Source organism: Hyphomicrobium sp. MC8b, assembly GCF_905067615.1.
In the GTDB taxonomy this organism is placed as follows: Bacteria; Pseudomonadota; Alphaproteobacteria; order Rhizobiales; family Hyphomicrobiaceae; genus Hyphomicrobium_B.
On sequence record NZ_LR898465.1, the window covers coordinates 13,523 to 40,407 of the forward strand.

A 26,885-nucleotide genomic window follows, 5' to 3' on the forward strand; every position below is an offset into this window, starting at 1 on the left:
ATGGCCGCCGTCAAACCGCAACAAACCGCTGCCTTCATGAAGGCGCCACCAGCCGATCTGGCGGCTGTGCTGTTTCACGGGTCCGATCCGGGCCTTGTCAGCGAACGCTCGGCGACGCTGGCGCGGGTTCTAGCGAGCCGCGAAAACCCGCCGGGCGAAATCCTCAAGATCGACGAGACGGAACTCGACGACGATACTGGATTGCTCGAAACGGAACTGCAAACGAGGCCGATGTTTTCGGGACGACGGATCGTCAGGGCGATTGCGGGGCGAAAGATCTCAGCGCAGTTACTGAAACCCATTCTGGCGTCGGTGCCGCTCGAAGGTCTGCTGATCGTCGAAGCCGGAAACCTGAAAGCGGACGATACGCTTCGCGCGCTCTTTGAGAAGCAGGCGTCGTGCTATGCGATCCCCTGCTATCCGGATACCGCCGCCGATATCGACGAACTCATCTCTGATGTGCTCACGTCGTTCAAGCTTAAGATCGACGGCGATGCGCGCGATCTGCTGCAAAGCCGCCTCGGCGCCGACCGGGCGCTGTCGCGGTCAGAAATTGAGAAGCTGGCGCTCTATTGTCTCGGGCGACAGCAGATCACCTTCGAAGACGTTGATATGCTCGTCGGTGACGCTGCAGGCCTCGCGGTCGAGCGGATCGCCGAAGCTGTGGCCGACGGGCGCACCAAAAACGCCCTCGGCGATTTCGGGCGTGCAATGGCGTCGGGCGAAAATGCGCAGATGATCATTGGCGTTCTGCAGCGCTATTTCCTGAAGCTGCATCGCGTGCGCAGCGATGTCGATGCCGGGCAAAGGCTCGATGATGCGCTGAAGTCGCTGCGACCGCCGCTGTTCTTCAAGCAAAAAGATCTGTTTTCTCGGCAGGTTCGCAGTTGGTCGCGCAGCCAGCTCGACCAGGCGCTGCGGCGCATTGCGGAAGCAGCGAAAACAGCGCGGCTCTCGTCCAATCTCGAAGACGTCATCGCCGAGCGCCTGATCCTGGCGTTGTCGTCGATGGCTGCGATATCTGCCGCTGCGGCGAGCCGCCGCTAAGGCCTGCTTGCAGGTCGGCTACGCCTCCCTATAGTGCCAGCGCTTTTCATCTGAGAATAAAGGGGACCTTCATGACTGATGCGCGTTACGACGTGATCGGGATCGGTAACGCGATCGTCGATATCATCGGGCGATGCGACGAAGCTTTTCTCGCCGACGTCGGCGTTGCAAAAGGCAGCATGCGGCTCGTCGATGCGGACGAGATCAAGAAGATCTATTCGGGCATGGGGCCTGCGATCGAAACGTCGGGTGGATCGGCCGCAAATACCATTGCAGGCGTTGCCTCATTCGGCGGAAGCGCAGCGTTCATCGGTACGATTGCCGACGATGAATTCGGCCGGATTTTCTCACACGACATTCGTTCTATCGGAGTTGAATTCGGCGCCTCGCCGATTTCGAATGGAACGCCGACATCGCGGTCTCTCATTCTCGTCACGCCCGACGGCGAGCGCACGATGAATACCTATCTCGGCATCTCGACGAATATCGAAGAAACGCAACTCGATCTCGAATTGATCCGCGCTTCGTCCATTCTTTATCTCGAAGGTTATCTCTTCGATCAGCCGCAAGCGATGACCGCTTTTCGGTCGGCGCATAAAGCTGCAAAAGCAGCGGGGCGAAAAACGGCGTTGACGCTTTCAGACGGTTTTTGCGTTGATCGCCATCGCGATGAGTTTCTCAAACTCATTCGCTCCGGCATCGATATTCTTTTCGCAAATGAATCCGAGATCAAATCGCTCTACCAAACGGAATCCTTCGATTTTGCGGCGGAGAAAGCGCGGGCCGATGCGAAGCTTGCGGTTCTGACGCGAAGCGCAAAAGGCTCCGAGATTCACTTCGAAGGCGAAACAATTCGAATTGGTACTTTCCCCGTTGAAGAGGTCGTCGATACGACGGGTGCCGGCGATTTATATGCGGCGGGATTCCTTTTCGGATATGCGAAAGGTTTGCATCTGGAAACCGCCGGTAGGCTCGCAAGTTTGGCAGCTTCGGAAATTATCAGCCATACGGGCGCCCGGCCGGCTGTTTCGCTCTCGGAATACGCCCGGCAACACGGCATTATTTCGTAAGGTCATTTTACGCCCCGGACCCCATTCCGGGGCGTATTGATATCTCTATTTTGAGTTGAACTGCACATCATAGGAGAATGTTTAGGGGGTATTTCGTGTCCAATTCGGACTCACAATTATTCTCCCTGGAATTACGATTTAACTTGCCGCAATCTCGAAATTACTGAATCGCTTTGTTTCGAGGTTCAAAAAAAATGCTTCACGCTCCCGTCCGACGCGGCCGCCCGAAAGGGACCGGCATTGATGATAGCGACCGGATCGCCCGATTGGACGAATTGTTGCGTGTTCACCCCGAAATGAAGCCCACCACCGCCATTCGCATGATGGGATATTCCGACCCCTCGGCCATTCGGCGACTTCGCGACAAATATAAGGTCTTTGCGATGAAGACGCGCATCGAGCTTGCGAAGGAAATGAGAGCCGCCGTACCGGTGGCGCTCGAGCCTATTTCGGCGCTCATTCAGCACGGCCGCTAAAACCCGGTATTTCGAAGACACCAAACCCTTTTCAAAACTTCGACTATAGAGCGATCTTTCCTGTGATCACTCGCCAGGGCCGCGTCCCCAAGCGGCCCATTTTTTTTGCCCGCCGTTTAGAGACGATGCGTAAATCTACAGCTTGCGGAGGTATACGGATTCGACACGGTGGCTCTCGCTTTTCTGCAGGATGAGTTGAGCGCGCCGCCGTGTCGGCAGAATATTTTTTTCGAGGTTTTCGAAGTTGATCTCGCGCCAAAGTTTCAGCGCCACATGGCGGGCTTCATCGGCGGCGAGGGTTGCGTATTTATGGAAGTAAGCGCCGGGATCGCGAAATGCGGTCGAACGCAAACGCATGAAACGCGTCAGATACCAATTCTCGATCACGGCCGGATCGGCGTCGATATAAATCGAGAAATCGATGAAATCGGAGACGAACGGTATGGTGCCGCCGTCTTTCGGCATTTCGGCCGGCTGCAGAATATTCAAGCCTTCAATAATGAGAATATCGGGCTGCTCGATCAGGACTTCCTGACCGGGAAGAACGTCATATTGAAAGTGCGAATAGACGGGCGCTGCGACGCTCGTGAGGCCGGATTTGATATCGCCCAGAAAGCGCAAAAGCCGTTCGGTATCGAAGCTTTCGGGAAAGCCCTTCTTGGCCATCAGGCCGCGACGCTCCAGCTCGGCATTCGGAAAGAGAAAGCCGTCGGTCGTCAAAAGATCGACGCGCGGATGATCCGGCCAGCGCGCCAGAAGCGCCCGCAGAACGCGGGCCGTCGTGCTCTTGCCGACCGCGACAGATCCGGCAACGCCGATGATAAAGGGAACCTTGGTATCCTTGCGCCCTAAGAACTCAGAGCTAACGGAATAAAGCTTCTGCGCAGCGGCGACGTAGAGGTTGAGAAGGCGCGAGAGCGGCAGATAGATCTGCTCGACCTCGTCGACCGACAGCTCCTCGATGATACCGGAGAGCTGTTCCAGCTCGTTCGGCTGCAGCGTCATCGGCGTGTCAGCGCGCAGCCTCGCCCATTCCTCGCGGGTAAAAACACGATAGGGAGAAAACGGCAAGCTTTCGAGCCGCGCGTCGTCACGCGTCTTCGTTCGTCGCTTCGGTGTGTACCGCGCGTTCACGTCGTGCCTTTGGTGCGGGAGGCTTTCTCTTCGAGACCTGAAGTGCCCATACGTCCGTCGAGAACCATCAGGATATCGGCGAAGGCGATCTGGCGAGATTCAAGCAGCACCAGCAGGTGGTAGAGCACATCGGCGGCTTCGGCGCGCACCGCCTTGTCGTCGGTGCCCATCGCCGCGATGACCAATTCGACCGCTTCCTCGCCAAACTTCTTGGCGCAGCGCTCGGTCCCGGCGGTCAGCAGTTGAGATGTATAGGACTTTCCCGAAGTGTCGGAACGCCGCGAGTGAATCAACGCGGCGAGCCGGTCCAGGGTATTCTCTTCGCTCATGTCTTGCGTCTCGTGCGGTTCGGTTCGACGTTCGAACCCAAGCGAGCGCACACCATCAAGCCAGCGCCGGATAATCAAGCCATCCTCATCCGAAAAGGCGAGAAAAGCTTAAAATCGTCAGCCTCCGCCCAGCCGTTGGCGGATGTAGTCGAGCTGATCGAAGTTGCCGTAGCGGATCATGAGCGTGCCGCTTTCGCCGGACGCCTTGCGGATTTCGACCTTGAGGCCCAGGAGGTCCGTCAGCTCCTTTTCGAAGGCTTTGGTGTCGGCGTCCTTGTCGCGGGCGCGGCGATTACCGCCGCCGGTGTTGCCCGGTTCGCCGAACGTCTGCACCAGCGTTTCGACGTCGCGAACGTTGAGGCCGTTGTCGATGATCTGCTTGGCGATGTTGCCGGCATCCTCACGGCCGATGAGTGCCCGAGCATGACCGGCGCTGATCTGGCCGCTTTGGACGAGCGACTGCACGTCGGCAGGGAGCTTCAACAGGCGCAGGGTGTTTGCGACGTGGCTGCGGCTCTTGCCGATGATTTCGGAGACCTGCTCCTGGCTGTAGTCGAACCGTTCGACGAGTTCGCGATAGCCGGTCGCTTCCTCGATGGCGTTCAAGTCCTGGCGCTGGACGTTTTCGATGATGGCGAGTTCCAAAACCTCGCGGTCGCTGAGTTCGCGTATGATGACGGGGATAGTGTGGATGCCCGCCTTCTGCGCGGCGCGCCAGCGGCGCTCGCCGGCGACGATCTCATAGCCACCCGCCATGCCGTTGGGACGCACGACGATGGGCTGGACAAGACCCTTGGTGCGGATCGATTCCGCCAGCTCGGCCAGTTCGTCGTCGCGGAAATCCTTGCGCGGGTTGAGTGGGCTCGACTTGACCTCGGAGATGGAGACCATGCGCTGCTCGCCTTCCGGCGGCAGGCGATGCCCCATCGGCGCCGGCTCTCCGATGAGAGAGGCAAGGCCACGGCCCAGGCGGCTCTTCGGCACCATCGAGTTCATCTGCTTTTCAGTCCCCTGCTGATCGTTTGTTCTTTAAATCCGCTCGTTTCTTACATGTCTCAAGCGGCCTTGAAGCGCCGCTCGCGTTCCATGATCTCAGTCGCCAGGCGCATGTAGGCCTGGCTGCCGGCACAGTCGTAATCGTAGAGAAGGATCGGCTTGCCGTGTGAGGGGGCTTCGGCAATGCGCGTATTCCGCGGAATGACCGTGTCGTAGACTTTCGAGCCGAAAAAGGCCCGGACGTTGGCTGCGACTTCGCGAGAGAGCGAGACGCGCTGGTCGTGCATCGTCAGCACGACGCCTTGGATTTCAAGGCGCGGATTGAGTGTTGCGCGGATCTGTTCGATCGAGTCTTTGAGCTGTGAAATACCTTCGAGCGCGTAGAATTCGCACTGGACCGGAACGATGACCGCATCCGCAGCCGACATGGCGTTGAGCGTCAGCAGGTTCAGCGACGGCGGGCAGTCAATCAGCACGTAGGTGAAGTGCGTTTCGGGATCGCGCGTGCGCTGGTGTCCGACCATCGCGGTGATGGCGTCGCGCAGCTTGAATGCCTTGTTTTGATCGGCGGCCAGCATCGGCTCGATGCCGACGAGATCGTTGTTTGCGGGCACGACGAAAAGGTTCGGAACGGCCGTTTTCAGGACCGTATCGAGGATCGCGACGCCGCTCGTCAGAATATCGAACGAAGTCTGGAAGCGTTTTTCGATATCGATGCCGAGACCAGTCGAAGCGTTCCCCTGGGGATCGAGGTCGAGCACAAGCACGCGCTCACCCACGGCAGCGAGCGCTGTGCCGAGGTTGATCGCCGTCGTGGTCTTGCCGACGCCACCCTTTTGGTTGGAGATGGCGACGACGCGCGGACCCGCGTTTGCACTGCCCGCGCCTGAGACGTAACCGGCCACGGGTTATCCCTCCGTCTTGGGTTTCGACACCCGGGGTTTCAACGCTTTAAGCAACACAACGCGGCCGTCCTCTTCCGTAACGCTTGGAATCAGCTCAAAGGCAAATTGCCAATCCTGAGCCGCCTTTTCGACTTCGGCCGTGGCGTCACGGCCTTTCAGGAAAAACCCAAGCGTAGAAGGCCCGAAATACGGCGCTGCGATCTCAACCAGCTTGGACAGCGGTGCGAGCGCGCGCGCGGTGACGCAGTCGGCCACGCCTACCTTAGCGTGAGTCTCGGGATTTTCGATCCTCATGCACAGAATGTCCACAGCCATGCCGGTCTGACGGGCGGCTTCCCGCAGGAAAGCCGCCTTCCGGCTGTCGCTCTCAACCAACGTATGGTGGGTCTGGCCGGTCTCGGAGGCCAGGATCGCGAGCACGAGGCCCGGAAAGCCGGCGCCGGAACCCAGATCGAGCCAGGTTTTGGCCTCTGGGGGCCGGAGCGGCCAGAGCTGGGCGCTGTCGGCGAAATGGCGGTCCCAGATATCGTCCAGGGTGCTCGGGGCGACGAGGTTGATCGTCTTCTGCCACTTCTTCAGCAGGGTTTCGTAGGTCTCCAGCTTTTCGCGGACGGCATTCGAGATGCCGAACCGGGCCTGGAACGCGGCTGGCGTGTCGATGCGGGCTTCCGTGCGAGATCGGGCCATCAGGCGGACTTACGGCCGGATTTTTCGCTCTTGGCGGCCTTGAGGCGGGCGAGCAGGGTCAAAAGCGCGGCGGGCGTCATGCCCTCGATGCGTCCGGCCTGGGCGATGGTCGCGGGGCGGTGGCGGACAAGCTTCTGGCGGATTTCGGCCGAAAGGCTGGGCAAGCTCGCGTAATCGAAGTCGTCCGGGATGCGGACGGCCTCATCCCGTTTCAGCTGGGCCACATCCTCGTCCTGGCGGCGGAGGTAGGCGGCGTAGCGGGCGTCGACCTCGAGCTGAGCGGCGATTTTGGGTACGATGCGGTCGATCTCGGGCCAGACGGCCTTCAGCCGCTCCAGCGAAATCTCCGGGAAGGCCAGGAGATCGAAAGCGCTGCGCCGGCGGCCGTCGCGATTGACCGCCAGGCCGTGGCGGGCGGCTTCGGTCGGGGTGAGCGAGAGTTGGTTCAACAAGTCAAGGCCGTCGAACAGAGCTTTGGCTTTCGCCTCGTAGGCCCGGGCGCGCTCCGGCCCGACGACGCCGAGGCGGATGCCCTCGGGTGTTAAGCGCTGGTCGGCATTGTCGGCACGGAGTTTCAGGCGGAATTCGGCCCGCGACGTAAACATGCGATAGGGCTCGGAAACGCCGCGGGTGACGAGGTCGTCGACCATGACGCCCAAATAACCGGAAGTGCGCGAAATACTGTACGTTTCGCGTGAATCCATTTCTGAATAAACAGTTTCACGTGAATCCGTTGTATATGAATCTATGGTTAATCGCCCGGCGGTTCGCGCGGCGTTGATGCCGGCCAGAAGCCCCTGGGCCCCCGCCTCTTCGTAGCCAGTTGTTCCGTTGATCTGGCCCGCCAGGAACAGGCCCGGCAGGCGCTTCACTTCAAGACCCGGGGTCAGTTCGCGCGGATCGACGTAATCATATTCGATGGCATAGCCCGGCCGCTTGATAACCACGTTTGCGAGCCCCGGCATGGTTTTCAGGAATGCGTCCTGAACCTCGGCCGGAAGCGAGGTCGAGACACCGTTCGGGTAGATCGTGTCGTCGTCGAGGCCTTCCGGCTCGAGGAAAATCTGGTGTGCCGAGCGGTCGGCGAAGCGCACGACCTTGTCCTCGATCGAGGGGCAATAGCGCGGGCCGACGCTCTCGATCTGGCCCGAATACATCGGCGAACGAGCGAGATTGGCGCGAATGATGTCGTGGGTTTCCGGCGTCGTATAGGTGATGCCGCAAGCGATTTGGGGCGTCGCGATTGTCTCGGTCAAAAACGAGAATGGGACCGGATCGTCGTCAGCCTTTTGCATTTCAAGGCCGGACCAATCGATGGACTTGCCGTCGAGGCGGGCTGGGGTGCCGGTCTTGAGGCGACCGAGGTTCAAGCCAAGAGCGTAAAGCCGGTCGGACAGCTTCAACGCCGGGGCCTCCCCTGCCCGGCCGGCCGGGATTTTCTGCTCGCCCATGTGAATCAGGCCGTTCAGGAACGTGCCCGTCGTCAGGACAACGGCGCCGGAGCGGACCAGGCGACCGTCGGCCGTGATCACGCCTTCCACGCGGCCATTTTCGACGATCAGGTCCTCGACCCCGCCTTCGATCACATCGAGATTTGGAATTGCGGCGATTTCGGCCTGCATGGCCTGACGATAGAGTTTGCGGTCGGCTTGAGTGCGCGGGCCATGGACGGCGGGGCCTTTGGAGCGGTTCAGAAGGCGGAACTGGATACCGGCAACGTCGGCGACGCGACCCATCAGGCCGTCAAGCGCGTCGATTTCCCGAACCAGATGGCCCTTGCCGAGGCCGCCGATGGCCGGATTGCACGACATTTCGCCGATGGTCGCAAAAGCATGCGTGACAAGCGCCGTCCGCGCGCCCATGCGCGCCGCGGCCGCTGCAGCCTCGGTTCCGGCGTGTCCGCCGCCCACGACGATGACATCATATCGGTTCATTGGCGGGATTTAGCGCAAATCCGGAGGCACGGCAAAAGGCGAAACGCCCTTAGTTTTTGATCGCGGCTTCCGACTCTCCTTCGTCGAGCGGGCCGGAAGCCGCAGAATCGGGAGTTTGGGCGGGAGGGAGAAAAATCCAGGCTTGCGAATCCAAAGAATCATTTCACGTGAAACTTTTTGGACTCACTTGCCGATGCAGAAACGGCTGAAGATTTGGTCAAGGACGTCCTCGACGTCGACGCGGCCGGTGATACGGCCCAGAGCCTGGGCGGCGCGGCGGACATCTTCGGCCCGGAGTTCGATGGGCTCGGGGCTTTCAGCCAGAAAAGCCGTCACGTCGGCCAAGGCCGTTTCGAGGGCCTGCCGATGGCGCGCCTGCGTGATGACGGGGTCCGTTTGCGAGCCGACAGCCTGTTTCGCACGCTCTGAGATGACTGCAATTAGACGGTCGAGACCCGCGCCGGTCTTCGCGGAGATGGCCAAATCGCCAAAGCCCGGTTCCATCTGCGACTCATGTGGAAGATCGGCTTTGGAACGAATTACAAGACTTGTTTCACGTGAAAAGCCAAGCGGTGGAATCGACTCCTCTTTTTCCGTCAGCCACAGGATCAGATCGGCGTCTCGGGCGGCGGCAAGACTACGGCGGATGCCTTCCTGTTCGACTTCGCTTGCGGCTTCGCGAATGCCGGCGGTGTCGGAGACGATGACCGGCAAGCCGCCGAGGTCGAGGCGAACTTCGATGACGTCACGCGTGGTTCCGGCTTCGGCCGAGACGATGGCCGCGTCACGACGAGCAAGCGCATTCAGCAGCGACGATTTTCCGGCGTTCGGTGCGCCCAGCAGAGCAACGCGGAAGCCGTCGCGCAGGATCTCGCCGCGATGACCGTCATCGAGATGCGCTGCGATCTCTTTCGCCAAGATTTCCGCACGTTTTCGCGCTTCGGCGAATGATGATGCCGAGACGTCGCCCTCGTCGGAGAAGTCGATGGCGGCCTCGGTGAGGGCTGCAATTTCGATCAGGCGCGCGCGCCAGCCGTCATAGAGTTTCGACAATGCGCCACCTGCCTGGGCGAGGGCCTGGCGGCGCTGGGCGTCGGTTTCGGCATCAACGAGGTCGGCCAAACCTTCGACTTCGGCCAAATCGAGCTTGCCGTTTTCGAAGGCGCGGCGGGCGAATTCTCCGGGTTCTGCCAAGCGGCATCCGGGAATGGTGGCCAGAGCGGACAGAAGAGCTGCGACGACGGCCCGGCTGCCGTGGACTTGGAACTCGACGACGTCTTCGCCTGTTTCGGACAAAGGCGCCGCAAACCAAAGCACGACCGCGCGGTCAAGCGCTTCGCCTGTCTCGGGATGACGAATGGTCCGAAAGGCAGCGACGCGTGGCTTGGGTATCGGCGCCACCATTCTCTGCAGCACGCCCTGAGCAGCCGGTCCGGAAATGCGGATGACGGCGACGCCCGCGCGACCCGGCGCGCTCGAGAGCGCGAAGATGGTCGTCGTATCCGGTGTTGGGGGGCTTTGATTCATGGAATTTGAGTACGAGGGCGTTATCGACATAAGCTTCGCGTACGCGCGGATGCTTCGTGCCGCAACTTGATCTCGCAATTCCTCCTAACGCCCGTTGAATTCCTTACATGTCCGAAAATCGCCTGAAGTATGAGACGAGCCCTTATCTGCTGCAGCATCAGGACAATCCGGTGCACTGGTGGGCGTGGGGTCCGGAGGCCTTGGCCGAAGCCAAGCGAACGGGAAAGCCTATCCTGCTCTCTGTCGGCTATGCGGCATGCCACTGGTGCCACGTGATGGCGCACGAGAGCTTTGAAGATCCCAATACCGCGCAGGTGATGAACGACCTTTTCGTCAATATCAAAGTCGATCGCGAGGAGCGGCCGGACATCGACGCGATCTACATGGGCGCGCTGCATCGGCTCGGCGAACAAGGTGGTTGGCCGCTGACGATGTTTCTCGATAGCGAGGCGAAACCGTTCTGGGGCGGCACCTACTTTCCACGTGAATCACGCTACGGCCGGCCGTCGTTCGTGACGGTGCTGCTGCGGATCGCGGAGGCCTATCAGAACCAGCCGGAAAATGTCGCCAAGAATACCGAAGCGCTGGTGGCGTCACTGAAAGAAGAAGCATCAACGAAAGACCGCGTCGCGGCCGGTCCCGACATACGCGATCTCGTGGCGCGGATTTCGCGCGCCGTTGACCGCGAACATGGCGGCCTCAATGGCGCGCCGAAATTTCCGCAGTGGAACATTTTCTGGCTGCTCTGGCGCGGCGCTATGCGCTTTGGCGACGAGGATGCAAAACGGGCCGTCGTCACGACGCTGCGGAACATCTGCCAGGGAGGCATCTACGATCATCTCGCCGGTGGCTTCGCGCGCTATTCGGTCGATGAGTATTGGCTCGTGCCGCACTTCGAGAAGATGCTGTACGACAACGCGCTGTTGATCGATCTGCTGACGGAGGTCTGGCGCGAGACGCAGGAGCCGCTGTTCAAGACCCGCATCGCGGAGACGATCGCGTGGCTGAAGAGCGAGATGATCGCAGAAGCAGGCGGTTTTGCAGCTTCACTCGACGCCGACAGCGAAGGCGAGGAAGGCAAATTCTATGTCTGGAGTGCGGAGGAAATTGCAGACGTTTTGGGTGCGGAAGACGCAGCATTCTTTGCCCGCATCTATGGCGTGACACCGCAAGGAAACTTCGAGGGCCACACCATCCTCAATCGTCTCGACCAGCAAGCGCTGCTGCCCGATGAGGAAGAAGCGCGTCTCGGCGAAATGCGTGCGAAGCTTTTGCAGCGGCGCGCATCTCGCATTCGGCCCGGATGGGACGACAAGATCCTTGCAGATTGGAATGGGCTAGCGATCGCAGCCGTGTCACGCGCCGCTATCGTTTTCGATGAGCCGGAATGGCTGGCGCTGGCGGAGCGTGCGTTCGGCGCCGTCACGACGAAACTCGCCGCCGGGGGCGATCGCCTCTTTCATTCCTATCGCGGCGGACTTGCGAAGGCTCCTGCGACGGCGTCGGATTACGCGAACATGATCTGGGCGGCGCTGCGCCTTTACGAGGTGACCCTATCAGACCGCTATCTCAGCCAAGCCCAGCGCTGGGCGGAGGTGCTCAACACGCACTATTGGGATGGCGAGAGCGGCGGCTACTTCACGGCGGCCGACGATACCAGCGACGTCGTCGTGCGGCTGAAGTCGGCATCCGACGACGCGACACCCAGCGCGAATGCGATTCAGCTGTCGAACCTTATTGCACTCGCAGCCATGACGGGCGACCTCACGTATGACGATAGGGCGGCGGAACTCACGCGGGTGTTTTCGGGTGCCGTCGCGCGGGCGCCTACAGGTCACTGCGGATTGATCGCCGCAGGACTCGATCTCGGCCGCCTCGTTCAAGTTGCCGTGATCGACGGCAGCAAATCTGATCTGAGAAAGACATTAATTGACATGTCGGCCCCGGGGGCCGTGACCTTCTTTTCGGAGACAGGATCGTTTGCAGAGGGCTCACCGCTTGCAGGCAAAATGAGCATAGACGGAGAATCAACGGCTTATGTCTGCGTCGGACCCGTTTGCGGAATGCCGGTTCGGCAGCCCCAAGATCTACGAAAAGAAGTTCTGATCGCACGCAGCTAAACTATTGATCGCTGTCAATTTTTACCGCGTTGAAAGGTCTCACGGAGCAAACGCTTGGATGAGTTATCCTATGCGCGATATACAGGGTGTCGAGAAAGGCAGCCCCACCAATGAAAATTCTCAGAGCAGCCGTACGTTACGGCTACATACCTTTCATGATGCTCGGCCTGACCGGCGCCGCCTATTGGGTGGTCAGCCACTTGGTCGTCGCGGAAGGAAAGACGTGGGCATATGCGTTGATTTTCCCGCTACTTATCGTAGCTTATGCAACTTCATTGCTCGCCGAACGGATCGCTCCATTCTTTCCGGAGTGGAACGATAACGAGTCTCATGGAGACATGCTCACGAACACCGGGCACATCGCGCTCTACGAGTTAGGAGCGATCAACGGCGTTCTGCTGATCCCCGTGATCTGCTGGCTGTTTCCGTTCCAGGGTCTCTGGCCGACGGAGTGGCCCATGTGGGGCCAGGTCCTGATCGCGTTCGTCGTCGCCGACTTCTCCTTCATGTTCATGCATTACCTCAGCCATCGCCTGCCGATGCTGTGGCGGCTGCATGCGGTGCATCACGGCGTCGGGCGGCTCTACGGCTACAACGGCGTTATCCGCCATCCACTGCACCAGGCGATCGACATGATCGTCGGCAACATGCCGCTTGTCATCATCGGCATGCCGGCGTCCGTTGCGGTCGTGCTCGGCTTCGTGATCTCTGTCACTCTGATCGTGCAGCATTCCAACGTGGACGCCTATCTCGGACCGCTGGAGAAGCATCTGGCGATCGGACGCGCGCATCATATGCACCACGTCAACTGGGGCACCGAAGGTGATTGCAACTTCGGCATGCTCCTGACGATCTGGGATCGGCTGTTCGGAACGTATACCGAGAAGCTGTCGCGCGAAGTCACCTCGAAAGACATGGGCGTCGACGAGCTGCCGAACTTCCCGAAGAGTTTGTGGGAGCAGTTGATCCTGCCATGGGTGTACGTGCCGGGTAAGGGCGAACCGGAACGCTATAAGCGGATGGCCGCAGAGGCCAAAGCAAAAACGCCGGCGCAAGAAGCGCGCGATCAGGTGCTGCACGCGGCGGAATGAACGTCTTCGTCGTGATGATCACAACACCATCACAAAAGGCCGCTCATTTGGGCGGCTTTTTTATTTCACGTGAATCATTGTGGCATTCGAAAAGTGAGATTCCGAACGCCATCATTTGGCGATAGATCATCGTCAGTGAGAGCTCCGAAATTCGCATTCATGGGAGCTGTCATTGGATCGCCGCGCCTTCATTCTCACGACCGCAGCGCTCGTCATGGGATCGTCTGCGCGCGGCGACGAAAATCCGTTTGAGGTCTTGGAGAGACAATACGGCGGCCGGCTCGGCGTGGCGGTACTCGATAGCGGATCGGGCGAGCGCATGGCCTATCGTACCGACGAGCGCTTTCCGATGTGCAGCACATTCAAACTTCTTATCGTTGGCGCCGTTCTGCACAACGTCGACATGGGTTCTGAGCGGCTGGACCGATGGATTTCCTTTCAGGCCAGCGATCTTCTCGATTATGCGCCGGTGACAAAGACAGCCGTCGGCAAAGGCGGCATGACGATGAGCGATCTTTGCGCGGCGGCGATCGAGTACGGTGACAACACCGCCGCCAATCTCATTCTCAAAGCAGTTGGCGGGCCAGACGGCGCGACACGCTACGTTCGTTCTCTGGCTGATGAGGTGACACGGATCGATCGGTTCGAGCCCGATGCCAACACCTGCATTCCCGGCGATCCGCGCGACACGACAACGCCAGCGGCGATGCTCGCCGATCTCAACGCGCTGGTGCTCGGAGATGCGTTGGCTGCGAACTCACGAGCGAGACTTTTGGGCTGGTTGAATGGCTGCAAGACGGCAGCGCGACGTATTCCAGCTGGTCTGCCGGCCGGCTGGGCCAGCGGCGATAAAACCGGAAGCGGCGCGAACGGAACAGCCAATGACGTCGCCATCATTCAGCGGCCAAATAAAAAGCCGCTGCTGGTCGCAGCCTATTCGACCGGTGTCGCAGCGAAGCCTGCGGACCGGGATCCGCTGCTGACTGACGTCGGTCGGATCGTTGCCCGTCATTTCGGCTAGGTCTGAATGGAACGGCAAGCGCAAAGAAAAAAGGCCGCTTGGATGCAGCGGCCTTTTTCACGTGAATCGTTGTAGCTGCTTATGTATTCATCGACTGGAAGAACTCGCCATTGGTCTTGGTCGAGCGCAGCTTGTCGATGAGGAACTCGATGCCGTCCATCGTGCCCATCGGGTTGAGGATGCGGCGGAGCACATAGACCTTCTTGAGCTGATCCTTCGGAATGAGCAGGTCTTCCTTGCGGGTGCCCGAGCGGGCCACATCGATCGCCGGGAAGACGCGCTTGTCGGAGACCTTGCGGTCCAGAATGATTTCCGAGTTGCCGGTACCCTTGAACTCTTCGAAAATAACTTCGTCCATGCGCGAACCTGTATCGACGAGCGCCGTCGCGATGATGGTCAGCGAGCCGCCTTCTTCGATATTGCGAGCCGCGCCGAAGAAGCGCTTCGGCCTCTGTAGCGCGTTGGAATCAACGCCGCCGGTCAGCACCTTGCCGGATGACGGCACAACTGTGTTGTAGGCACGACCCAAGCGCGTAATCGAATCCAGCAGGATGATGACGTCCCTCTTATGCTCAACGAGACGTTTAGCCTTCTCGATGACCATTTCCGAAACCTGGACATGGCGTGAGGGCGGCTCGTCGAATGTGGAGGAGATAACCTCGCCCTTCACCGAGCGCTGCATGTCGGTGACTTCTTCAGGCCGTTCATCGATCAGAAGAACGATCAGGTAGCATTCCGGATGATTGACGGAGATCGAATGGGCGATGTTCTGCAACAGAACCGTCTTGCCGGTTCGCGGCGGTGCCACGATCAGTCCGCGCTGCCCTTTGCCAATCGGCGAGACAATATCGATGACACGCGGGGACAGATCCTTGATCGTCGGGTCTTCGATTTCGAGCTTCAGCCATTTCGTCGGATAGAGTGGCGTCAGGTTGTCGAAGTGGCTCTTGTGCTTCGCCTTCTCGGGGTCTTCGAAGTTGATGTTCGAAACCTTGAGAAGCGCGAAGTAGCGCTCACCCTCCTTGGGGGAACGGATCTGGCCTTCGACGGTGTCGCCGGTGCGGAGGGCAAAGCGGCGGATCTGCGAGGGCGACACATAGATGTCGTCGGGGCCAGGAAGATAGTTCGCTTCCGGCGAGCGCAGGAAGCCGAAGCCGTCCTGCAGAACTTCGACGACGCCCGTCGCGGTAATTTCAGTCTCCTGCGTCGCGAGCTGCTTCAGCGTCGCGAACATCAATTCCTGCTTGCGCAGGGTCGAGGCATTCTCGACACCGGCCTCTTCGGCGAAGGTGACGAGCTCAGCGGGAGACTTCCGCTTCAAATCCTCGAGCTTCATTTGCTTCATTGAAAAAGAACTCCACGGAGCGCCGCATGTCAGCGGAATCGGGTGGTGAGGTGGGGTGAATGAGCCTGGCACGACGGCGACGAGGCGGGCGCCCCGTCATAACCCAGCGAGCGTTGACGCATTAAAACGTCGAAACGTGCCGTCTGCCAAAATCCAATGAGGACATGGCTTGTATAGCAGATCGGCACCGATCTGGAAAGTGTCAAAACGGCTTTACAATCACAAGGATGACAATCCCGATCATCAGTACGGTCGGGATCTCGTTGACGATTCGCCAGTGGCGCGCCGGTTTCGTGTTCCGGTCTTCGCGGAAGGCGCGGGTGGCAGCAGAGAGGTAGCCATGCAACCCGGAAAGCGCAAGGACAAGCGCCAATTTTGCATGCAACCAAGGCGCCGACCAGAAAGCACCCTGCCAGGCTAGCCATAGACCCAGGACCCAGGCCACCACCATCGCGGGCGTCGTAATGATATTGAGGAGGCGCGCCTCCATGATTTTAAAAGTCTCAGACTGAGGCGAACCGACCGGCGCATCGGCATGATAGACAAAGAGGCGCGGTAAATAGAGCATGCCCGCCATCCAGGCGATGATCGCGATGACGTGGAGCGCCTTGATCCAAAGGTAAGCCGCGTCGCCGAAAATCAGCATCATCGCCGCGGCTGCAATCGCTGTGACGGCAAGGGCGACGCCGGCGCGGATGGCTACGGTTCGTCCACTGGTTGTTTCCGCCATGACGTGCCTCACGATGCTTTGCGCACACGCGCGACGAGCCGCGCAACATTTTCAGGCGGTGTCTCTGGAACGATGCCGTGTCCGAGGTTGAAGACGAATGGCAGCCCGGCCATCGTTTCGCAAATCGTGTCGACACGCTGGTCGAGGGCATCGCCGCCCGTCACGAGCAACAGCGGATCAAGATTGCCCTGCACGGCTTTGCCTGTTCTTGCGATCGTCTGCATCACGCTCAGCGGGCAAGATGTGTCGCAGCTGACGCCATCGACGTCGGTTCCGTCGATATAGGTTTGCAACGAAGCCGCGGCGCCGCGCGGAAAGCCGATGATCGGAACAGCGGGGAAGCGTTCGCGGATCGCACGAACGATGCGGGCAGTCGGTGCGATGACCCAGCGCGCAAATTCGTTTTCGGCAAGGCTTCCAGCCCAACTGTCGAAAATTTGGATTGCATTGGCGCCGGCTTCAATTTGCCCCGTGAGATAAACAATCGACGTTTCCGTCAGGATATCGATGAGTTGCTGAAAGCCTGCCGGATCGCGATAGGCCCAGCCTCGTGCCGCTGCTTGGTCCGACGAACCTTTGCCTTCGGCCATGTATGTCGCGACGGTCCACGGTGCCCCACAAAATCCGATCAAAGCTGTTTCGCGCGGCAGTGCTTCGCTCAGCCGCTGGACCGTTTCGCAAACGAGCGCAAACTTGTCGTTGGTGTTCGATAGGGCGAGTCGGGCGAGGCCAGCAACGGATTTGATCGGATCGAGGCGCGGACCTTCGCCTTCGGCGAAGCGAACGCTCTGGCCCAGCGCATCGGGCACGACGAGAATATCGGAAAACAGGATCGCGGCATCGAAGCCGAAACGACGGATCGGCTGCAACGTCACTTCAGCGGCGAGATCTGGCGTGTAGCAGAGATCGAGGAAGCTGCCGGCTTCGGCGCGGACCTGGCGGTATTCCGGCAGGTAGCGGCCGGCTTGCCGCATCAGCCAGACCGGAGGCGGTGCGACGGCCTTGCTCGCAAACGGTTGCAGGAAGCGCTTGTCGAGCAGTTCTGATTTCAGGTCGCGCACCTTCGTTCTTCCCTTCACTTCAGATCAGATAAATTTTCTTGAAGCTTATTTTTTTGACTCTTAGGCCGGGGAGGATCGGGGATCGGCTAGCGATCCACGCGTCATCCACAAGGTATCCCATTGCCGGATCGTGTAGCACGAGGCGTAGCGCTTGTGGGGCGGCTGGCGCAATAGGGCCTTAAGACGCCCATTAATCAAGGCCTTGCAGGTAATGTGTGCCGCCAACCCGAAGGGACATCCTGTTAAGAACTGGCAGACGAGGCCAGGAGAGCGTGGTTGTTCCTTTGGACGGCCATTCGCTGAACAACATCTTTCCCTTTTGCCAGGATGTGGGTATCGCCGTGGGCGAGAGGATGGTTGTTCTCTCAACCGATGGGTCGTCCACGGGGGCAGGGGATAACATGCGAGTTTTGAACATGCCGCCGGGCGTCATTTTCGAGAGATCATCGCCATGACGCTGCCGAGCCTCTTTCACATGCATCTCGTCTCGGATTCGACCGGTGAAACACTGGTGGCGATCGCAAAAGCGGCGACGGTGCAGTATCAGAACATTCGCGCCATCGAGCATGTGCATCCGCTGGTGCGAACGCAGCGGCAATTGAAACGCGTGCTGGCCGATATCGAGCAGGAGCCCGGCATCGTTCTCTATACCATCGTCAATACGACGCTGGTGGCCGAGCTTGAAGCGCATTGTCAGCGACTCAAGATTCCGTGCCTCGCCGTATTGCAACCGATCATGAAAGTTTTCGAAAGCTATCTTGGCGCACCGCAGACGCCGACAGTCGCGGGCCAGCATGTACTCGACGCTGACTACTTCCGCCGCATCGATGCGATGAACTTCACTATGGCGCATGACGACGGCCGGCTGCCCGACAATCTCGATGATGCCGATATCGTGCTGCTCGGTATTTCGCGCACATCAAAGACGCCGACGTCGCTCTATCTCGCCCAGCGCGGTTACAAGACCACGAACTTGCCGCTGGTGCCGCAAGTGCCGCTGCCGGAGCAATTGTTGCAGCCGCATACGGCGTTCATCGTCTGCCTGATCGCGAACGTTGATCGCATTGCGGACGTGCGCCGCAATCGCGCAATTCTGATGGCCGACCGTGATCTCGAAACCTATGTCGATCGCGATACGATCTCAGCGGAGATTGCGTATACGCGAAAACTTGCGGCACAACACGGCTGGCCGATCATCGACGTGACGCGTCGTTCGATCGAGGAATCAGCCACGATGATTCTGAAACTTTTGCAAGACCGGAAATCCGGTACGCGACCGGAGGTGGAACCGTCCAATGCCTGAATCAACGCGCCTCGTGCTCGCGTCTGGAAGCGCGGCGCGCAAAGCATTGCTCGAAGCCGCTGGATTGACGTTCGATGTCGTTCCAGCACAAATCGACGAAGCCGCCATTCGCACAGCCATTCTCGAAGAAACGATGGGAGCCGAAGCGAGCGATATCGCAAGCGTGCTGGCAGCCGAGAAAGCCCGCGCCGTGTCGGAACTGCATCGGGAAGCATTGGTGATCGGCGCCGATCAGGTTCTGGTGCTCGGCGGCAAGATTTTTTCCAAGGCTGAGACGATGCTGGAAGCGCGCGATCATTTGACGATGATGCGCGGACGCACGCACGATCTCGTTTCTGCAGTGGCGCTTGCACGCAACGGCGTCGTACACTGGCAGACGCTGGCGGTCGCCGGAATGACGGTGCGCGATTTCTCCGACGAGTTTCTAGGGGCCTATCTCGAACGCATGGGGGATCGGGCGTTGGCGAGCGTCGGATGCTATGAGCTCGAAGGCACCGGCGTGCAGCTTTTCGAGCGGATCGAGGGCGATTATTTCACGATCCTCGGCATTCCGCTGTTGCCGCTGCTGCAGCGTCTGCGTGATGAAGAGATGATCACGGCATGAAGAAAGCATGTGTCATCGGCTGGCCGATTGCGCAGTCGCGATCGCCGCTCATTCACGGCTATTGGCTACGCAAGTATGGGATCGAAGGTTTCTATACGAAGGAGCCTGTCGAGCCGAAAGATCTCGTGACGTTTCTTGCCACGATGAAAGAGCGCGGGTTCCTCGGCTGCAACGTCACCGTTCCGCATAAGGAGCGCGCGTTCGGATCGGCAGACATCAAGGATGCGTCCGCGGTGGCGATCGGCGCCGCGAACACGCTTTGGTTCGAGGGCGATGCGCTCGCTTGCACGAACACCGATACCTACGGGTTTATGGCTAATCTTGATTGGCGTGCGCCGGGTTGGCGCGCGGTCGATGGGCCGGTTCTGGTGCTTGGTGCGGGCGGCTCGGCGCGGGCTGTCATCTATGGTCTTTTAGACAGCGGGCGGAGCGATATTCGCGTCTTTAACCGCACCCTTGACCGGGCGGAAGACATTGCGCGGCACTTCGGCGCAGGGGTGTCCGCGTGGGCGTGGGATGTCCGGAATAATCACGTCGCGGAAGCATCTCTTATCGTTAATACGACAACTCTCGGTATGAATGGCGTCGGCGATCCCGAGATCGACTTCCGCTCTGGCAAAAAGGACGCTGTTGTCGCTGATCTTGTTTACGTCCCGTTGGAAACTCCGCTCTTAAAGTCCGCACGCACGCATGGATTGGTGGGGGTCGACGGTCTCGGCATGCTGCTCCATCAGGCTGTTCCCGGATTTGAAAAATGGTTCGGGGTCCGGCCTGAGGTTTCCTCCGAGCTTTATACCCTCGTTGCTGACCATATTCGCGAGGGATGAATGCGCGTCGTGGGACTGACCGGGTCGATCGGTATGGGCAAATCGACAGCCGCAGCGCGGTTTCGCGCGCGCGGGATCGCAGTGTTCGATGCCGACGCGGAGGTGCATCGGCTTTATGCCGGGCCGCTGGCTGACGAAATCGAAAAGGCATTTCCGGGATCGCTGACGAACGGCGCGGTCGATCGCGCTAAACTCACCGAACATCTGCTCGCTGCGCCACATCGATTCAAAGAGCTCGAGGCCATCGTGCATCCGCGCGTGCATGAGGCTGAGCGCAAATTCCTGCAGGCCGAATACCACCATGGTTCGGAGCTTGCCGTTCTCGAAGTGCCGCTGTTTCTCGAAGCCGGGCGCGATGAGCATGTCGATGCGATCATCGTCGTTACCGCTTCGCGTGAGGTTCAGCGCGCGCGGGTGCTTGCACGTGCGGGAATGACGGACGAGAAATTCGAAACCGTGGTGGCACGCCAGCTTTCGGAAGCCGAAAAGCAGATCCGCGCCGATTTCGTTGTGGACACCAGCGGATCGGTCGAAAACTGCAACAGCCAAATCGACGTCGTCATCACTAAACTACCGGCCTTGAGCGCCACGGCCTACGAGCAGTTCTGGCGCGATTGACGCCAGGCCTGAAGGACCAGAATGCGCGAAATCGTTCTCGACACGGAAACAACGGGCCTCGATCCGAAAAAGGGTCATCGCCTGATTGAAGTCGGCGGTATCGAGATGATCAACCGCATTCCGACGGGCCGCGAGTTTCATCGTTTCATCAATCCGCAGCGCGACGTGCCGAGGGAAGCGCAAGAGATTCACGGCATCGCGACAGAGTTCCTGTTCGACAAGCCGCTGTTCAAGGACGTGGTGCGCGACCTGCTGGCGTTTCTGGCGGATGACGTTCTCGTCATTCACAACGCGCAATTCGACATCATGTTTCTCAATTACGAGCTGGGGCTTGTCGGCGAGAAGCCGATCAGCTTCGATCGCGTGGTCGATACGCTCGCGATCGCGCGGCGTCGCCATCCGGCGGGTCCGAATACGCTCGACGGATTGTGCAAACGCTATTCCATCGACAATTCCGTTCGCACGAAGCATGGCGCGCTCGTCGACAGTTTGCTGCTGGCGGAAGTTTACGTCGAGCTGCTCGGCGAACGTCAGGCGGCGCTCGGATTGCAGACCGTCGGCGCGAAAGCAAACGGCCTGCGGCCCGGTGCAGGGCGCACTCTCGCGGCGGTTCGGCCGGAGCCGCTACCGCCGCGCATTGGCGAGGCCGACATCGCCGCGCACCAGTCGTTTATTGAGAAAATGAAGACGCCGGCGCTTTGGCTCAACTTCTGGAATAAAACGTCGGCGTGACGTCGATCAGGCGTCGGCGCGGCCGGCCGACTGAGCGCGCTGACGTTGGCGCTGAACGTAAAGACCGCCGAAGTCGATCGGATCGAGAAGCAGCGGCGGGAAACCGCCTTCGCGGGTGATGTCGGCGACGAGACGGCGCAGGAACGGGAAGATCATCGCCGGGCCGGAAATCAGCAGGAACGGCTCAAGCGCGCCATCGGGAATGCTGTCGATTTTCAGCAGTCCGGCGTAGACCGTTTCGAGCACGTAGATAGTGCCGAGGTTGTTCGTTGCGGTTGCCTTGAACTCGATTGCGGTCTCGTAGAGATCGCCGTTGATGCGCTGGGCGGCGACGTTAACCTCGACCTGAAGGTTCGGCTGATCGCCGGCGCCGGCAATCAGCTTGTGGACGTTCGGATTCTCGAACGAGAGGTCCTTGATGTATTGGTTGACGATCTTGGCTTGGATCGGAACCTGTCCGTCGTTCGCTGCGCCGTTTCCATTGTTTTCGTTGTCGGCCATGGATCCCCTCCCGCGGCGTCGCGATACTTAAATTTTGATGCGGGGTCGCTAGCACGTCGATCCGGGTGACGCAATCAAATGCGCTTGCAAGGCTTTCCCGAAACACGTGTCGCTATGAGCGGGATCGGCGCGGCTGGACGGATCTGCCGGGGCGAATAGGCCGCTCGCTGACGCGCTCATATTCGCCTTCGATCACGATGCCGTCGGCATCGGCGGGCGGAACATCGTCTCGGGCGCGAAACGTCTCGCGGCTGACCTCAGCCTGATAGTGGAACAGCGTGACGAGCTTCAGTAGGCCGGTTTGGATGACGATGCGGCGGATCGGCGGCACGAGCAGGATCAGGCCGCAGAAATCGGCAATGAGACCAGGAAAGATCAGAAGCAGCCCGGCGAGAACCTGGAGGAAGCCATCGAAGAGGGGCGAGAAACCTTCCCGTTCGGATCCCAAGCGCGACAGGGCACGTTCGAAAACAGAAAGACCGACGCGGCGGATGACATATGTGCCGAGAATGCCGGTGCCGATAATGATCGCCGCGAGCCACCAGATGCCGATGAGCTGGCCAACACGGATCAGCAGCCCGATTTCCAGCAACGGAAGGGCTGCGAACGCGAGGACCAGGGCGATTTTCAAGGGTTGAGACATATGCTCTTACCTAACGAACGCGACACCTTAGCGCGGTTGCATGTCAGCGGCCACACACCTTCCCGACGCGGGGGCGGACGTTTCAACACTATTTGCGTTGCTCTTGGCGCTTACCATGAGGCAACGTCACATTCGCAAGCCGAAAGATGGACGGCAGACGCGGCAACCTTAAGGTGCTATAGGTGCCATCTTCAAAACGTCCGTCCGCAGCCTTAGATAGGTGATAGGGTTGCGGCAATCGATCCGGGTGCCCACCGGCATCTCTGTCCTTGTCCCCCACCGGAGCGCTGACCTTTAGAATGTACGGCCAATTCGATCTCATAACGCTGATTGCTCTTGTCGTCGCGGTTGCTGCGATCATCAAGCTCAGGAGCGTGCTTGGCCATCGCACCGATGAGGACGAGCAGCGCGTCGAGCGGCTGAAAACGCGTGAGCGCGAAGCTGCGCAGCGTCCGGCGACCGAAACGGCGTCGGCCGACGTCATCGCGATGCCGCGCCGCGACCGGGAACCCATGCCGCCTGCTCCGGCGCCGGAAATGTCCGGTCCGAGCGTCGAAGCAAAAATTCGCGCCTATCCGGTACAGGATCCGGCCGTCACGGCTGGCTTGCTCGATATTGCGAAGCTCGATCCCTCGCTCGATCCCGAGTCGTTCGTGGCCGGCGCCGGACGCGCTTACGAGATGATCGTGTCGGCGTTCGCGGAGGGCAATCGCCGGGCCTTGAAAGACCTTCTGAGCAAGGAAGTTTATGATGGATTTACCACCGCGATCGCCGACCGCGAAGCGCGTGGGGAGACGATCGAGCAGCAGTTTGTCGGTATCAAAAAGGCTGAGATCGTCGAAGCCGAAGTCAAAAACGGCGTCGCGTCTGTGACGGTGCGCTTCATGAGCGAACTGATCTCGGCAACGCGTGACAAGGCCGGTCAGGTCATCGCGGGCGACGCGCAGAAGATCAAGGACGTGACGGATATCTGGACGTTCAGCCGTGATGTGTCGACGGCGAAGGCCCGGAGCAATCCGAATTGGCGGCTCGTCGCGACGCAGGCGCCAAATTAAGTCACGATTAAGCGGTACGTGCTTTTCTGAGGGGCGGTGTAGGCCGCGCACGGATTAAGAGGTTTTTGAGGACTGCGTGGGTCGGGCACCGGGGGGCGCCTTGTGACCAAGTGTGCGTATCACCCGAGATTTTTACTGGTCAGCCGTCTTGCGATGGCGACCATGCTGGTGTTTCTGTCCCATAATCTTATCCTTGATGGTCAGACAGCGCTAGCTGACCCTTCGTCACCTCCACCTCAAACTCAAGCTTCGCCTGCGATGCCGCCGAGTGCCGTTACGTTCGAGCCTATGGCGTTCAGTGAGCTTCCCGGCTGGGCGGCTGACGATCATCTGGCGGCGTGGAAGGCTTTTTTAGCCTCCTGCAAGCCGGTCCTGCGGGCGGGCGCCCGTCCTGCCAAACCAGGAAGCACCGGAGAACCGCAGGCCCTTCTCGACATTTGCTCGACTGCGCTCGAACTGTCGAAAACGAAATCCATTCGTACGCGCAGCGAAGCGCGGCAGTTCTTTGAAGCGAACTTCCGGCCGCATCGCATTAGCGGTGGTGACAGCGAAGGTCTGCTGACGGGCTATTATGAGCCGGTCATCAAGGGATCGCGGACGCCGACGGCGATCTATAAGATTCCGATCTACAAGCGTCCGCCCGATCTGGTGAACATGGTGGCGGAAAGCGAGCGCGGCGCGAAGTCAGGGTCTTTCACGCATCAGCGGAGGACTGCGAAGGGCCTTGAGCCGCATCTGACGCGCTCCGAGATCGAGGAGGGCGGTCTCGCAGGGCATGGGCTTGAACTCATGTATCTCAAGGACCAGGTCGACGTCTTTTTCATGCAGGTGCAGGGGTCGGGGCGCATTCAACTGCCGAACGGCGAAAAAGTGCGCGTGACCTACGACGGCAAAAACGGCTATCCCTATACATCCATCGGAAAAGAATTGATCGCCGACGGTCAAATGACGGCCGAGGAGATGTCGCTTAAATCGCTGAAGAGCTATCTTCGGGCAGACAAAGATCGCGCTAAACCCGTGATGTGGAAGAACAAGTCCTACGTCTTCTTCAAGGAGCTTTTAGGCAATGAGGCGAAGGCGCCGATGGGTGTCATGAGCATTCCGCTGCAGACCGGACGGAGCCTCGCCGTCGATACAACGTACTACGCGATTGGAACGCCGATTTATGTCGATGCGCCACGGATCACGCATGCCACGACGTCGAAGGTTTTTCGCCGCTTGATGGTTGCGCACGATGTCGGCTCGGCGATCAAGGGCACTGAGCGCGGGGACATCTATTTCGGTTCGGGTGCCGAGGCCGGGCGGCGGGCCGGCGTTACGAAGCAACCCGGTCACCTCTATGCATTGCTGCCGAATGAAACCAGCACTGACTATGGCATCCCGGCGGTTCCAGACCCGAAGACTGCGAGCATGGAGCCGTGAAGAAGCGGCAAGGACCCGGCGCCAAAAAAGGCGGATCGACCGGCGATGACGATCATGAGGTTTGGCACTACGCGGCGGCAACGATCGAGCCGCTGAAGCGCGCCAAAGGCCGTTTTCATCCGGCCAGCGAGGCCGTCAAACTGGGGCACGTCAAGCCGAAAGCCGCGCCGAAAGCTGCCGGGCGCGTGGAGCGCGCCGCGAGCAAGCAACGCGCGGAAGTGGCGCCCGTTGAAGTGCCCGCCGTCAAACCGTCGCGTACGGCCGCGCCAGAGCTTGCGCTTTTCGATCGCAACAGCGTGCGGAAAATTCGCGGCGGTCGTCTCGACATTGAAGCGCGGGTCGATCTGCATGGCATGCGGCAGCACGAAGCGCATGCGGCTTTACGGCGATTTCTGCTGAGCTGTCAGGCGCGGGGCCTGCGCTACGTTCTGATCATCACAGGCAAGGGCAAGGCGCTGGGTTCGCAGGCCGCCCACATCGGTGAAGCGGATCGCGAGCGCGGCGTGTTGAAACGCAATGTGCCACGCTGGCTGGAAGAACCGGATTTGCGCGCGATTGTCGTCAGCTTTACGACGGCTGCTATTCAGCATGGCGGCGAGGGCGCCATCTACGTGCATTTGCGCGCGCGCCATCGCGTGTAAGTTCAGAAACAGGTTTGCTGGAGTTTCTGCAGGGCCTGTCCGATGCCGCTCAAAGAATAGGTATCTGTCACCGTCGCGCCGCTCGCGGGCGTCGCCGCGACGGTCATAGTGCTGCCTTTGCGCATGGCTTCGACGAGCTTCAGCTCGCGGGTCGAATCGGAGACGTAGACGCGGTCGCCGGAGCCGAAGAGCCGAAAACCTGCGGGGCTTACGGTCGCCATGCCGGGTGTGTTTTTCTTGATGCGAAAACCCATGCGGAAGCTGACTTCGGCGCGAATGCCGTCTTTCGGCCAAGCGGAAATGTAGGCCCGAGGCGACTGGCGATTGACGCTCCCCGATTGGCTTGCTGTCGGCTCGCTGGTGATGAAACAGAAAAGATGCGGATCAGCGGTGTCGGTCATCAACGACCAGGCGCCATAGGTGTTGACGCGCGTCATCTGCTGCTCGGCGCCGAACGCTCCTCCGCCGGGTACTGCGGCAACCAACAATAGAATGGCTAAGGTCTTCCCGACATTCGGCATTCAAGGTCCCCCCTCGCCGATCGGCCGATCGGCAAACCGAGCCAGCGATTTAATGCGGTCATACATCACGATAGCGCCAGCCATCGCAACATTGACGCAAAAGGCTGTCGGGATCTTGACGACATAGTCGCAGCGTTCGATCAGCGGTTCGGACAGCGAGCCGAGCTCGGGTCCCAGCACATAAGCCGCGCGCAGCGGATGGCGGAAGCTCGGCAGATCTATCGCATCGTCGAGCAGCTCGATGCCGACCAGCTTGCAGCCGCCGGGCAGAGCCATCTCGTCGAGCGAGGACCAATTGTAATGCGGCAAATGCAACTGACTTTTGGACGTGTCGGCGTAGGCCTCAGCGGCTTTGTAGGTGGCGCCAACGGTAAAGGTAAAGCTTGCCCCGAAAGCATGGGCCGAGCGCATCAGGTTACCGAGATTGAGCGACTTCGACATGCGTTCGGCGCCGATGGCGAAATAGCCTTTCGGATGCGGCGGCCATGTGGTCGCTTTTCTTGACATTGGGTTCCGCTCGTGTGTGTCAGAGAGAGATGCAGCGC

Annotated in this window: 28 protein-coding genes; 14 read left to right on the forward strand and 14 right to left on the reverse strand. The window is 59.9% G+C overall.

Annotation, left to right across the window (positions count from 1 at the left end; translation table 11 throughout):
* The 3 genes from holA (at position 1) to ACLB1Z_RS00085 (ending at position 2,593) form a co-directional block, all read left to right on the forward strand.
* Positions 1-1,047, forward strand: a complete 1,047-nt coding sequence (gene holA, locus ACLB1Z_RS00075) for a DNA polymerase III subunit delta (protein WP_409561497.1) — start codon at positions 1-3, stop codon at positions 1,045-1,047.
* 71 nt (positions 1,048-1,118) lie between these two features.
* A complete protein-coding gene (locus ACLB1Z_RS00080; RefSeq protein WP_013950141.1) occupies positions 1,119-2,117 on the forward strand; it encodes an adenosine kinase in 999 nt (332 codons plus the stop codon).
* A gap of 194 nt (positions 2,118-2,311) precedes the next feature.
* Positions 2,312-2,593, forward strand: coding sequence for a hypothetical protein (locus ACLB1Z_RS00085; protein ID WP_409561498.1), 282 nt, complete (start codon positions 2,312-2,314; stop codon positions 2,591-2,593).
* Between the two features lie 135 nt (positions 2,594-2,728).
* On the opposite strand, the gene coaA is transcribed toward ACLB1Z_RS00085, so the two are convergent.
* The 7 genes from coaA to mnmE form a co-directional block, all read right to left on the reverse strand.
* Positions 2,729-3,727, reverse strand: coding sequence for a type I pantothenate kinase (gene coaA, locus ACLB1Z_RS00090; RefSeq protein WP_409561499.1), 999 nt, complete (start codon positions 3,725-3,727; stop codon positions 2,729-2,731).
* The gene (locus ACLB1Z_RS00095) at positions 3,724-4,056 is read right to left on the reverse strand and encodes a phosphoribosyl-ATP diphosphatase (RefSeq protein ID WP_024274964.1); all 333 of its coding nucleotides are present in this window, start codon (positions 4,054-4,056) and stop codon (positions 3,724-3,726) included. Before ACLB1Z_RS00095 ends, coaA begins: the two co-directional genes overlap by 4 nt.
* 117 nt (positions 4,057-4,173) lie before the next feature.
* Positions 4,174-5,052: a ParB/RepB/Spo0J family partition protein gene (locus tag ACLB1Z_RS00100; RefSeq protein WP_013950145.1), complete on the reverse strand. Its 879-nt coding sequence runs from the start codon at positions 5,050-5,052 to the stop codon at positions 4,174-4,176.
* Positions 5,053-5,111: 59 nt separating this feature from the next.
* Complete coding sequence (locus ACLB1Z_RS00105) at positions 5,112-5,957, reverse strand: ParA family protein (RefSeq protein WP_013950146.1); 846 nt, start codon at positions 5,955-5,957, stop codon at positions 5,112-5,114.
* Between the two features lie 3 nt (positions 5,958-5,960).
* The gene (gene rsmG, locus ACLB1Z_RS00110) at positions 5,961-6,644 is read right to left on the reverse strand and encodes a 16S rRNA (guanine(527)-N(7))-methyltransferase RsmG (protein WP_409561500.1); all 684 of its coding nucleotides are present in this window, start codon (positions 6,642-6,644) and stop codon (positions 5,961-5,963) included.
* Positions 6,644-8,578, reverse strand: coding sequence for a tRNA uridine-5-carboxymethylaminomethyl(34) synthesis enzyme MnmG (mnmG, locus tag ACLB1Z_RS00115; protein ID WP_409561501.1), 1,935 nt, complete (start codon positions 8,576-8,578; stop codon positions 6,644-6,646). Before mnmG ends, rsmG begins: the two co-directional genes overlap by 1 nt.
* Positions 8,579-8,761: 183 nt before the next feature.
* Positions 8,762-10,105 (reverse strand): tRNA uridine-5-carboxymethylaminomethyl(34) synthesis GTPase MnmE, encoded by a 1,344-nt coding sequence (mnmE, locus tag ACLB1Z_RS00120; RefSeq protein ID WP_409561502.1) that lies wholly within the window; start codon positions 10,103-10,105, stop codon positions 8,762-8,764.
* 107 nt (positions 10,106-10,212) lie between these two features.
* Between mnmE and ACLB1Z_RS00125 the strand changes: the two genes are divergently transcribed.
* The 3 genes from ACLB1Z_RS00125 (at position 10,213) to bla (ending at position 14,337) form a co-directional block, all read left to right on the forward strand.
* The gene (locus ACLB1Z_RS00125; protein ID WP_409561503.1) at positions 10,213-12,225 is read left to right on the forward strand and encodes a thioredoxin domain-containing protein; all 2,013 of its coding nucleotides are present in this window, start codon (positions 10,213-10,215) and stop codon (positions 12,223-12,225) included.
* A gap of 110 nt (positions 12,226-12,335) precedes the next feature.
* Positions 12,336-13,316, forward strand: coding sequence for a sterol desaturase family protein (locus ACLB1Z_RS00130; protein WP_409561504.1), 981 nt, complete (start codon positions 12,336-12,338; stop codon positions 13,314-13,316).
* 172 nt (positions 13,317-13,488) lie between these two features.
* The gene (gene bla, locus ACLB1Z_RS00135; RefSeq protein ID WP_409561505.1) at positions 13,489-14,337 is read left to right on the forward strand and encodes a class A beta-lactamase; all 849 of its coding nucleotides are present in this window, start codon (positions 13,489-13,491) and stop codon (positions 14,335-14,337) included.
* Positions 14,338-14,416: 79 nt separating this feature from the next.
* Here bla and rho read toward each other — a convergent pair whose 3' ends face one another.
* The 3 genes from rho to hemE all read right to left on the reverse strand — a co-directional run bounded on the left by rho (position 14,417) and on the right by hemE (position 17,473).
* The gene (gene rho, locus ACLB1Z_RS00140) at positions 14,417-15,682 is read right to left on the reverse strand and encodes a transcription termination factor Rho (protein WP_013950154.1); all 1,266 of its coding nucleotides are present in this window, start codon (positions 15,680-15,682) and stop codon (positions 14,417-14,419) included.
* Positions 15,683-15,884: 202 nt separating this feature from the next.
* A complete protein-coding gene (hemJ, locus tag ACLB1Z_RS00145) occupies positions 15,885-16,412 on the reverse strand; it encodes a protoporphyrinogen oxidase HemJ (protein ID WP_409561506.1) in 528 nt (175 codons plus the stop codon).
* Positions 16,413-16,420: 8 nt separating this feature from the next.
* On the reverse strand, positions 16,421-17,473 hold the full coding sequence (gene hemE / locus ACLB1Z_RS00150; RefSeq protein ID WP_409561507.1) for a uroporphyrinogen decarboxylase: 1,053 nt from the start codon (positions 17,471-17,473) through the stop codon (positions 16,421-16,423).
* Between the two features lie 451 nt (positions 17,474-17,924).
* Between hemE and ACLB1Z_RS00155 the strand changes: the two genes are divergently transcribed.
* From ACLB1Z_RS00155 to dnaQ, 5 genes are read left to right on the forward strand one after another with little or no spacing between them, the layout of a single operon-like run.
* Positions 17,925-18,776 carry a pyruvate, water dikinase regulatory protein gene (locus ACLB1Z_RS00155; protein ID WP_409561508.1) on the forward strand — a complete coding sequence of 284 codons (852 nt, stop codon included), beginning with the start codon at positions 17,925-17,927 and terminating at the stop codon, positions 18,774-18,776.
* Positions 18,769-19,380: a Maf family nucleotide pyrophosphatase gene (locus tag ACLB1Z_RS00160; protein WP_409561509.1), complete on the forward strand. Its 612-nt coding sequence runs from the start codon at positions 18,769-18,771 to the stop codon at positions 19,378-19,380. Before ACLB1Z_RS00155 ends, ACLB1Z_RS00160 begins: the two co-directional genes overlap by 8 nt.
* The gene (locus ACLB1Z_RS00165; RefSeq protein ID WP_409561510.1) at positions 19,377-20,207 is read left to right on the forward strand and encodes a shikimate dehydrogenase; all 831 of its coding nucleotides are present in this window, start codon (positions 19,377-19,379) and stop codon (positions 20,205-20,207) included. The genes ACLB1Z_RS00160 and ACLB1Z_RS00165 overlap by 4 nt, the downstream gene beginning before the upstream one ends.
* Positions 20,208-20,825, forward strand: coding sequence for a dephospho-CoA kinase (gene coaE, locus ACLB1Z_RS00170; RefSeq protein ID WP_409561511.1), 618 nt, complete (start codon positions 20,208-20,210; stop codon positions 20,823-20,825). It begins immediately after the preceding gene.
* Positions 20,826-20,846: 21 nt separating this feature from the next.
* Positions 20,847-21,557, forward strand: a complete 711-nt coding sequence (dnaQ, locus tag ACLB1Z_RS00175) for a DNA polymerase III subunit epsilon (RefSeq protein WP_409561512.1) — start codon at positions 20,847-20,849, stop codon at positions 21,555-21,557.
* A gap of 6 nt (positions 21,558-21,563) precedes the next feature.
* Here dnaQ and secB read toward each other — a convergent pair whose 3' ends face one another.
* Together secB and ACLB1Z_RS00185 are read right to left on the reverse strand one after the other, a co-directional pair.
* Entirely contained in the window at positions 21,564-22,058 is a 495-nt protein-coding gene (secB, locus tag ACLB1Z_RS00180; RefSeq protein ID WP_409561513.1) for a protein-export chaperone SecB, read from the reverse strand.
* 112 nt (positions 22,059-22,170) lie between these two features.
* On the reverse strand, positions 22,171-22,701 hold the full coding sequence (locus ACLB1Z_RS00185) for an FxsA family protein (RefSeq protein ID WP_409561514.1): 531 nt from the start codon (positions 22,699-22,701) through the stop codon (positions 22,171-22,173).
* A 299-nt stretch (positions 22,702-23,000) separates the two neighbouring features.
* Here ACLB1Z_RS00185 and ACLB1Z_RS00190 point away from each other — a divergent pair, with 299 nt between their 5' ends.
* The 3 genes from ACLB1Z_RS00190 to ACLB1Z_RS00200 all read left to right on the forward strand — a co-directional run bounded on the left by ACLB1Z_RS00190 (position 23,001) and on the right by ACLB1Z_RS00200 (position 25,819).
* Positions 23,001-23,756, forward strand: coding sequence for a Tim44/TimA family putative adaptor protein (locus ACLB1Z_RS00190; protein ID WP_409561515.1), 756 nt, complete (start codon positions 23,001-23,003; stop codon positions 23,754-23,756).
* A 102-nt stretch (positions 23,757-23,858) separates the two neighbouring features.
* A complete protein-coding gene (locus ACLB1Z_RS00195) occupies positions 23,859-25,178 on the forward strand; it encodes a murein transglycosylase A (RefSeq protein WP_409561516.1) in 1,320 nt (439 codons plus the stop codon).
* A complete protein-coding gene (locus ACLB1Z_RS00200) occupies positions 25,175-25,819 on the forward strand; it encodes a Smr/MutS family protein (RefSeq protein WP_409561517.1) in 645 nt (214 codons plus the stop codon). The genes ACLB1Z_RS00195 and ACLB1Z_RS00200 overlap by 4 nt, the downstream gene beginning before the upstream one ends.
* A gap of 2 nt (positions 25,820-25,821) precedes the next feature.
* On the opposite strand, the gene ACLB1Z_RS00205 is transcribed toward ACLB1Z_RS00200, so the two are convergent.
* Complete coding sequence (locus ACLB1Z_RS00205) at positions 25,822-26,340, reverse strand: invasion associated locus B family protein (protein WP_013950168.1); 519 nt, start codon at positions 26,338-26,340, stop codon at positions 25,822-25,824.
* On the reverse strand, positions 26,341-26,847 hold the full coding sequence (locus ACLB1Z_RS00210) for an RNA methyltransferase (protein ID WP_013950169.1): 507 nt from the start codon (positions 26,845-26,847) through the stop codon (positions 26,341-26,343). It lies immediately after the preceding gene.
* Positions 26,848-26,885 lie beyond the last annotated feature (38 nt).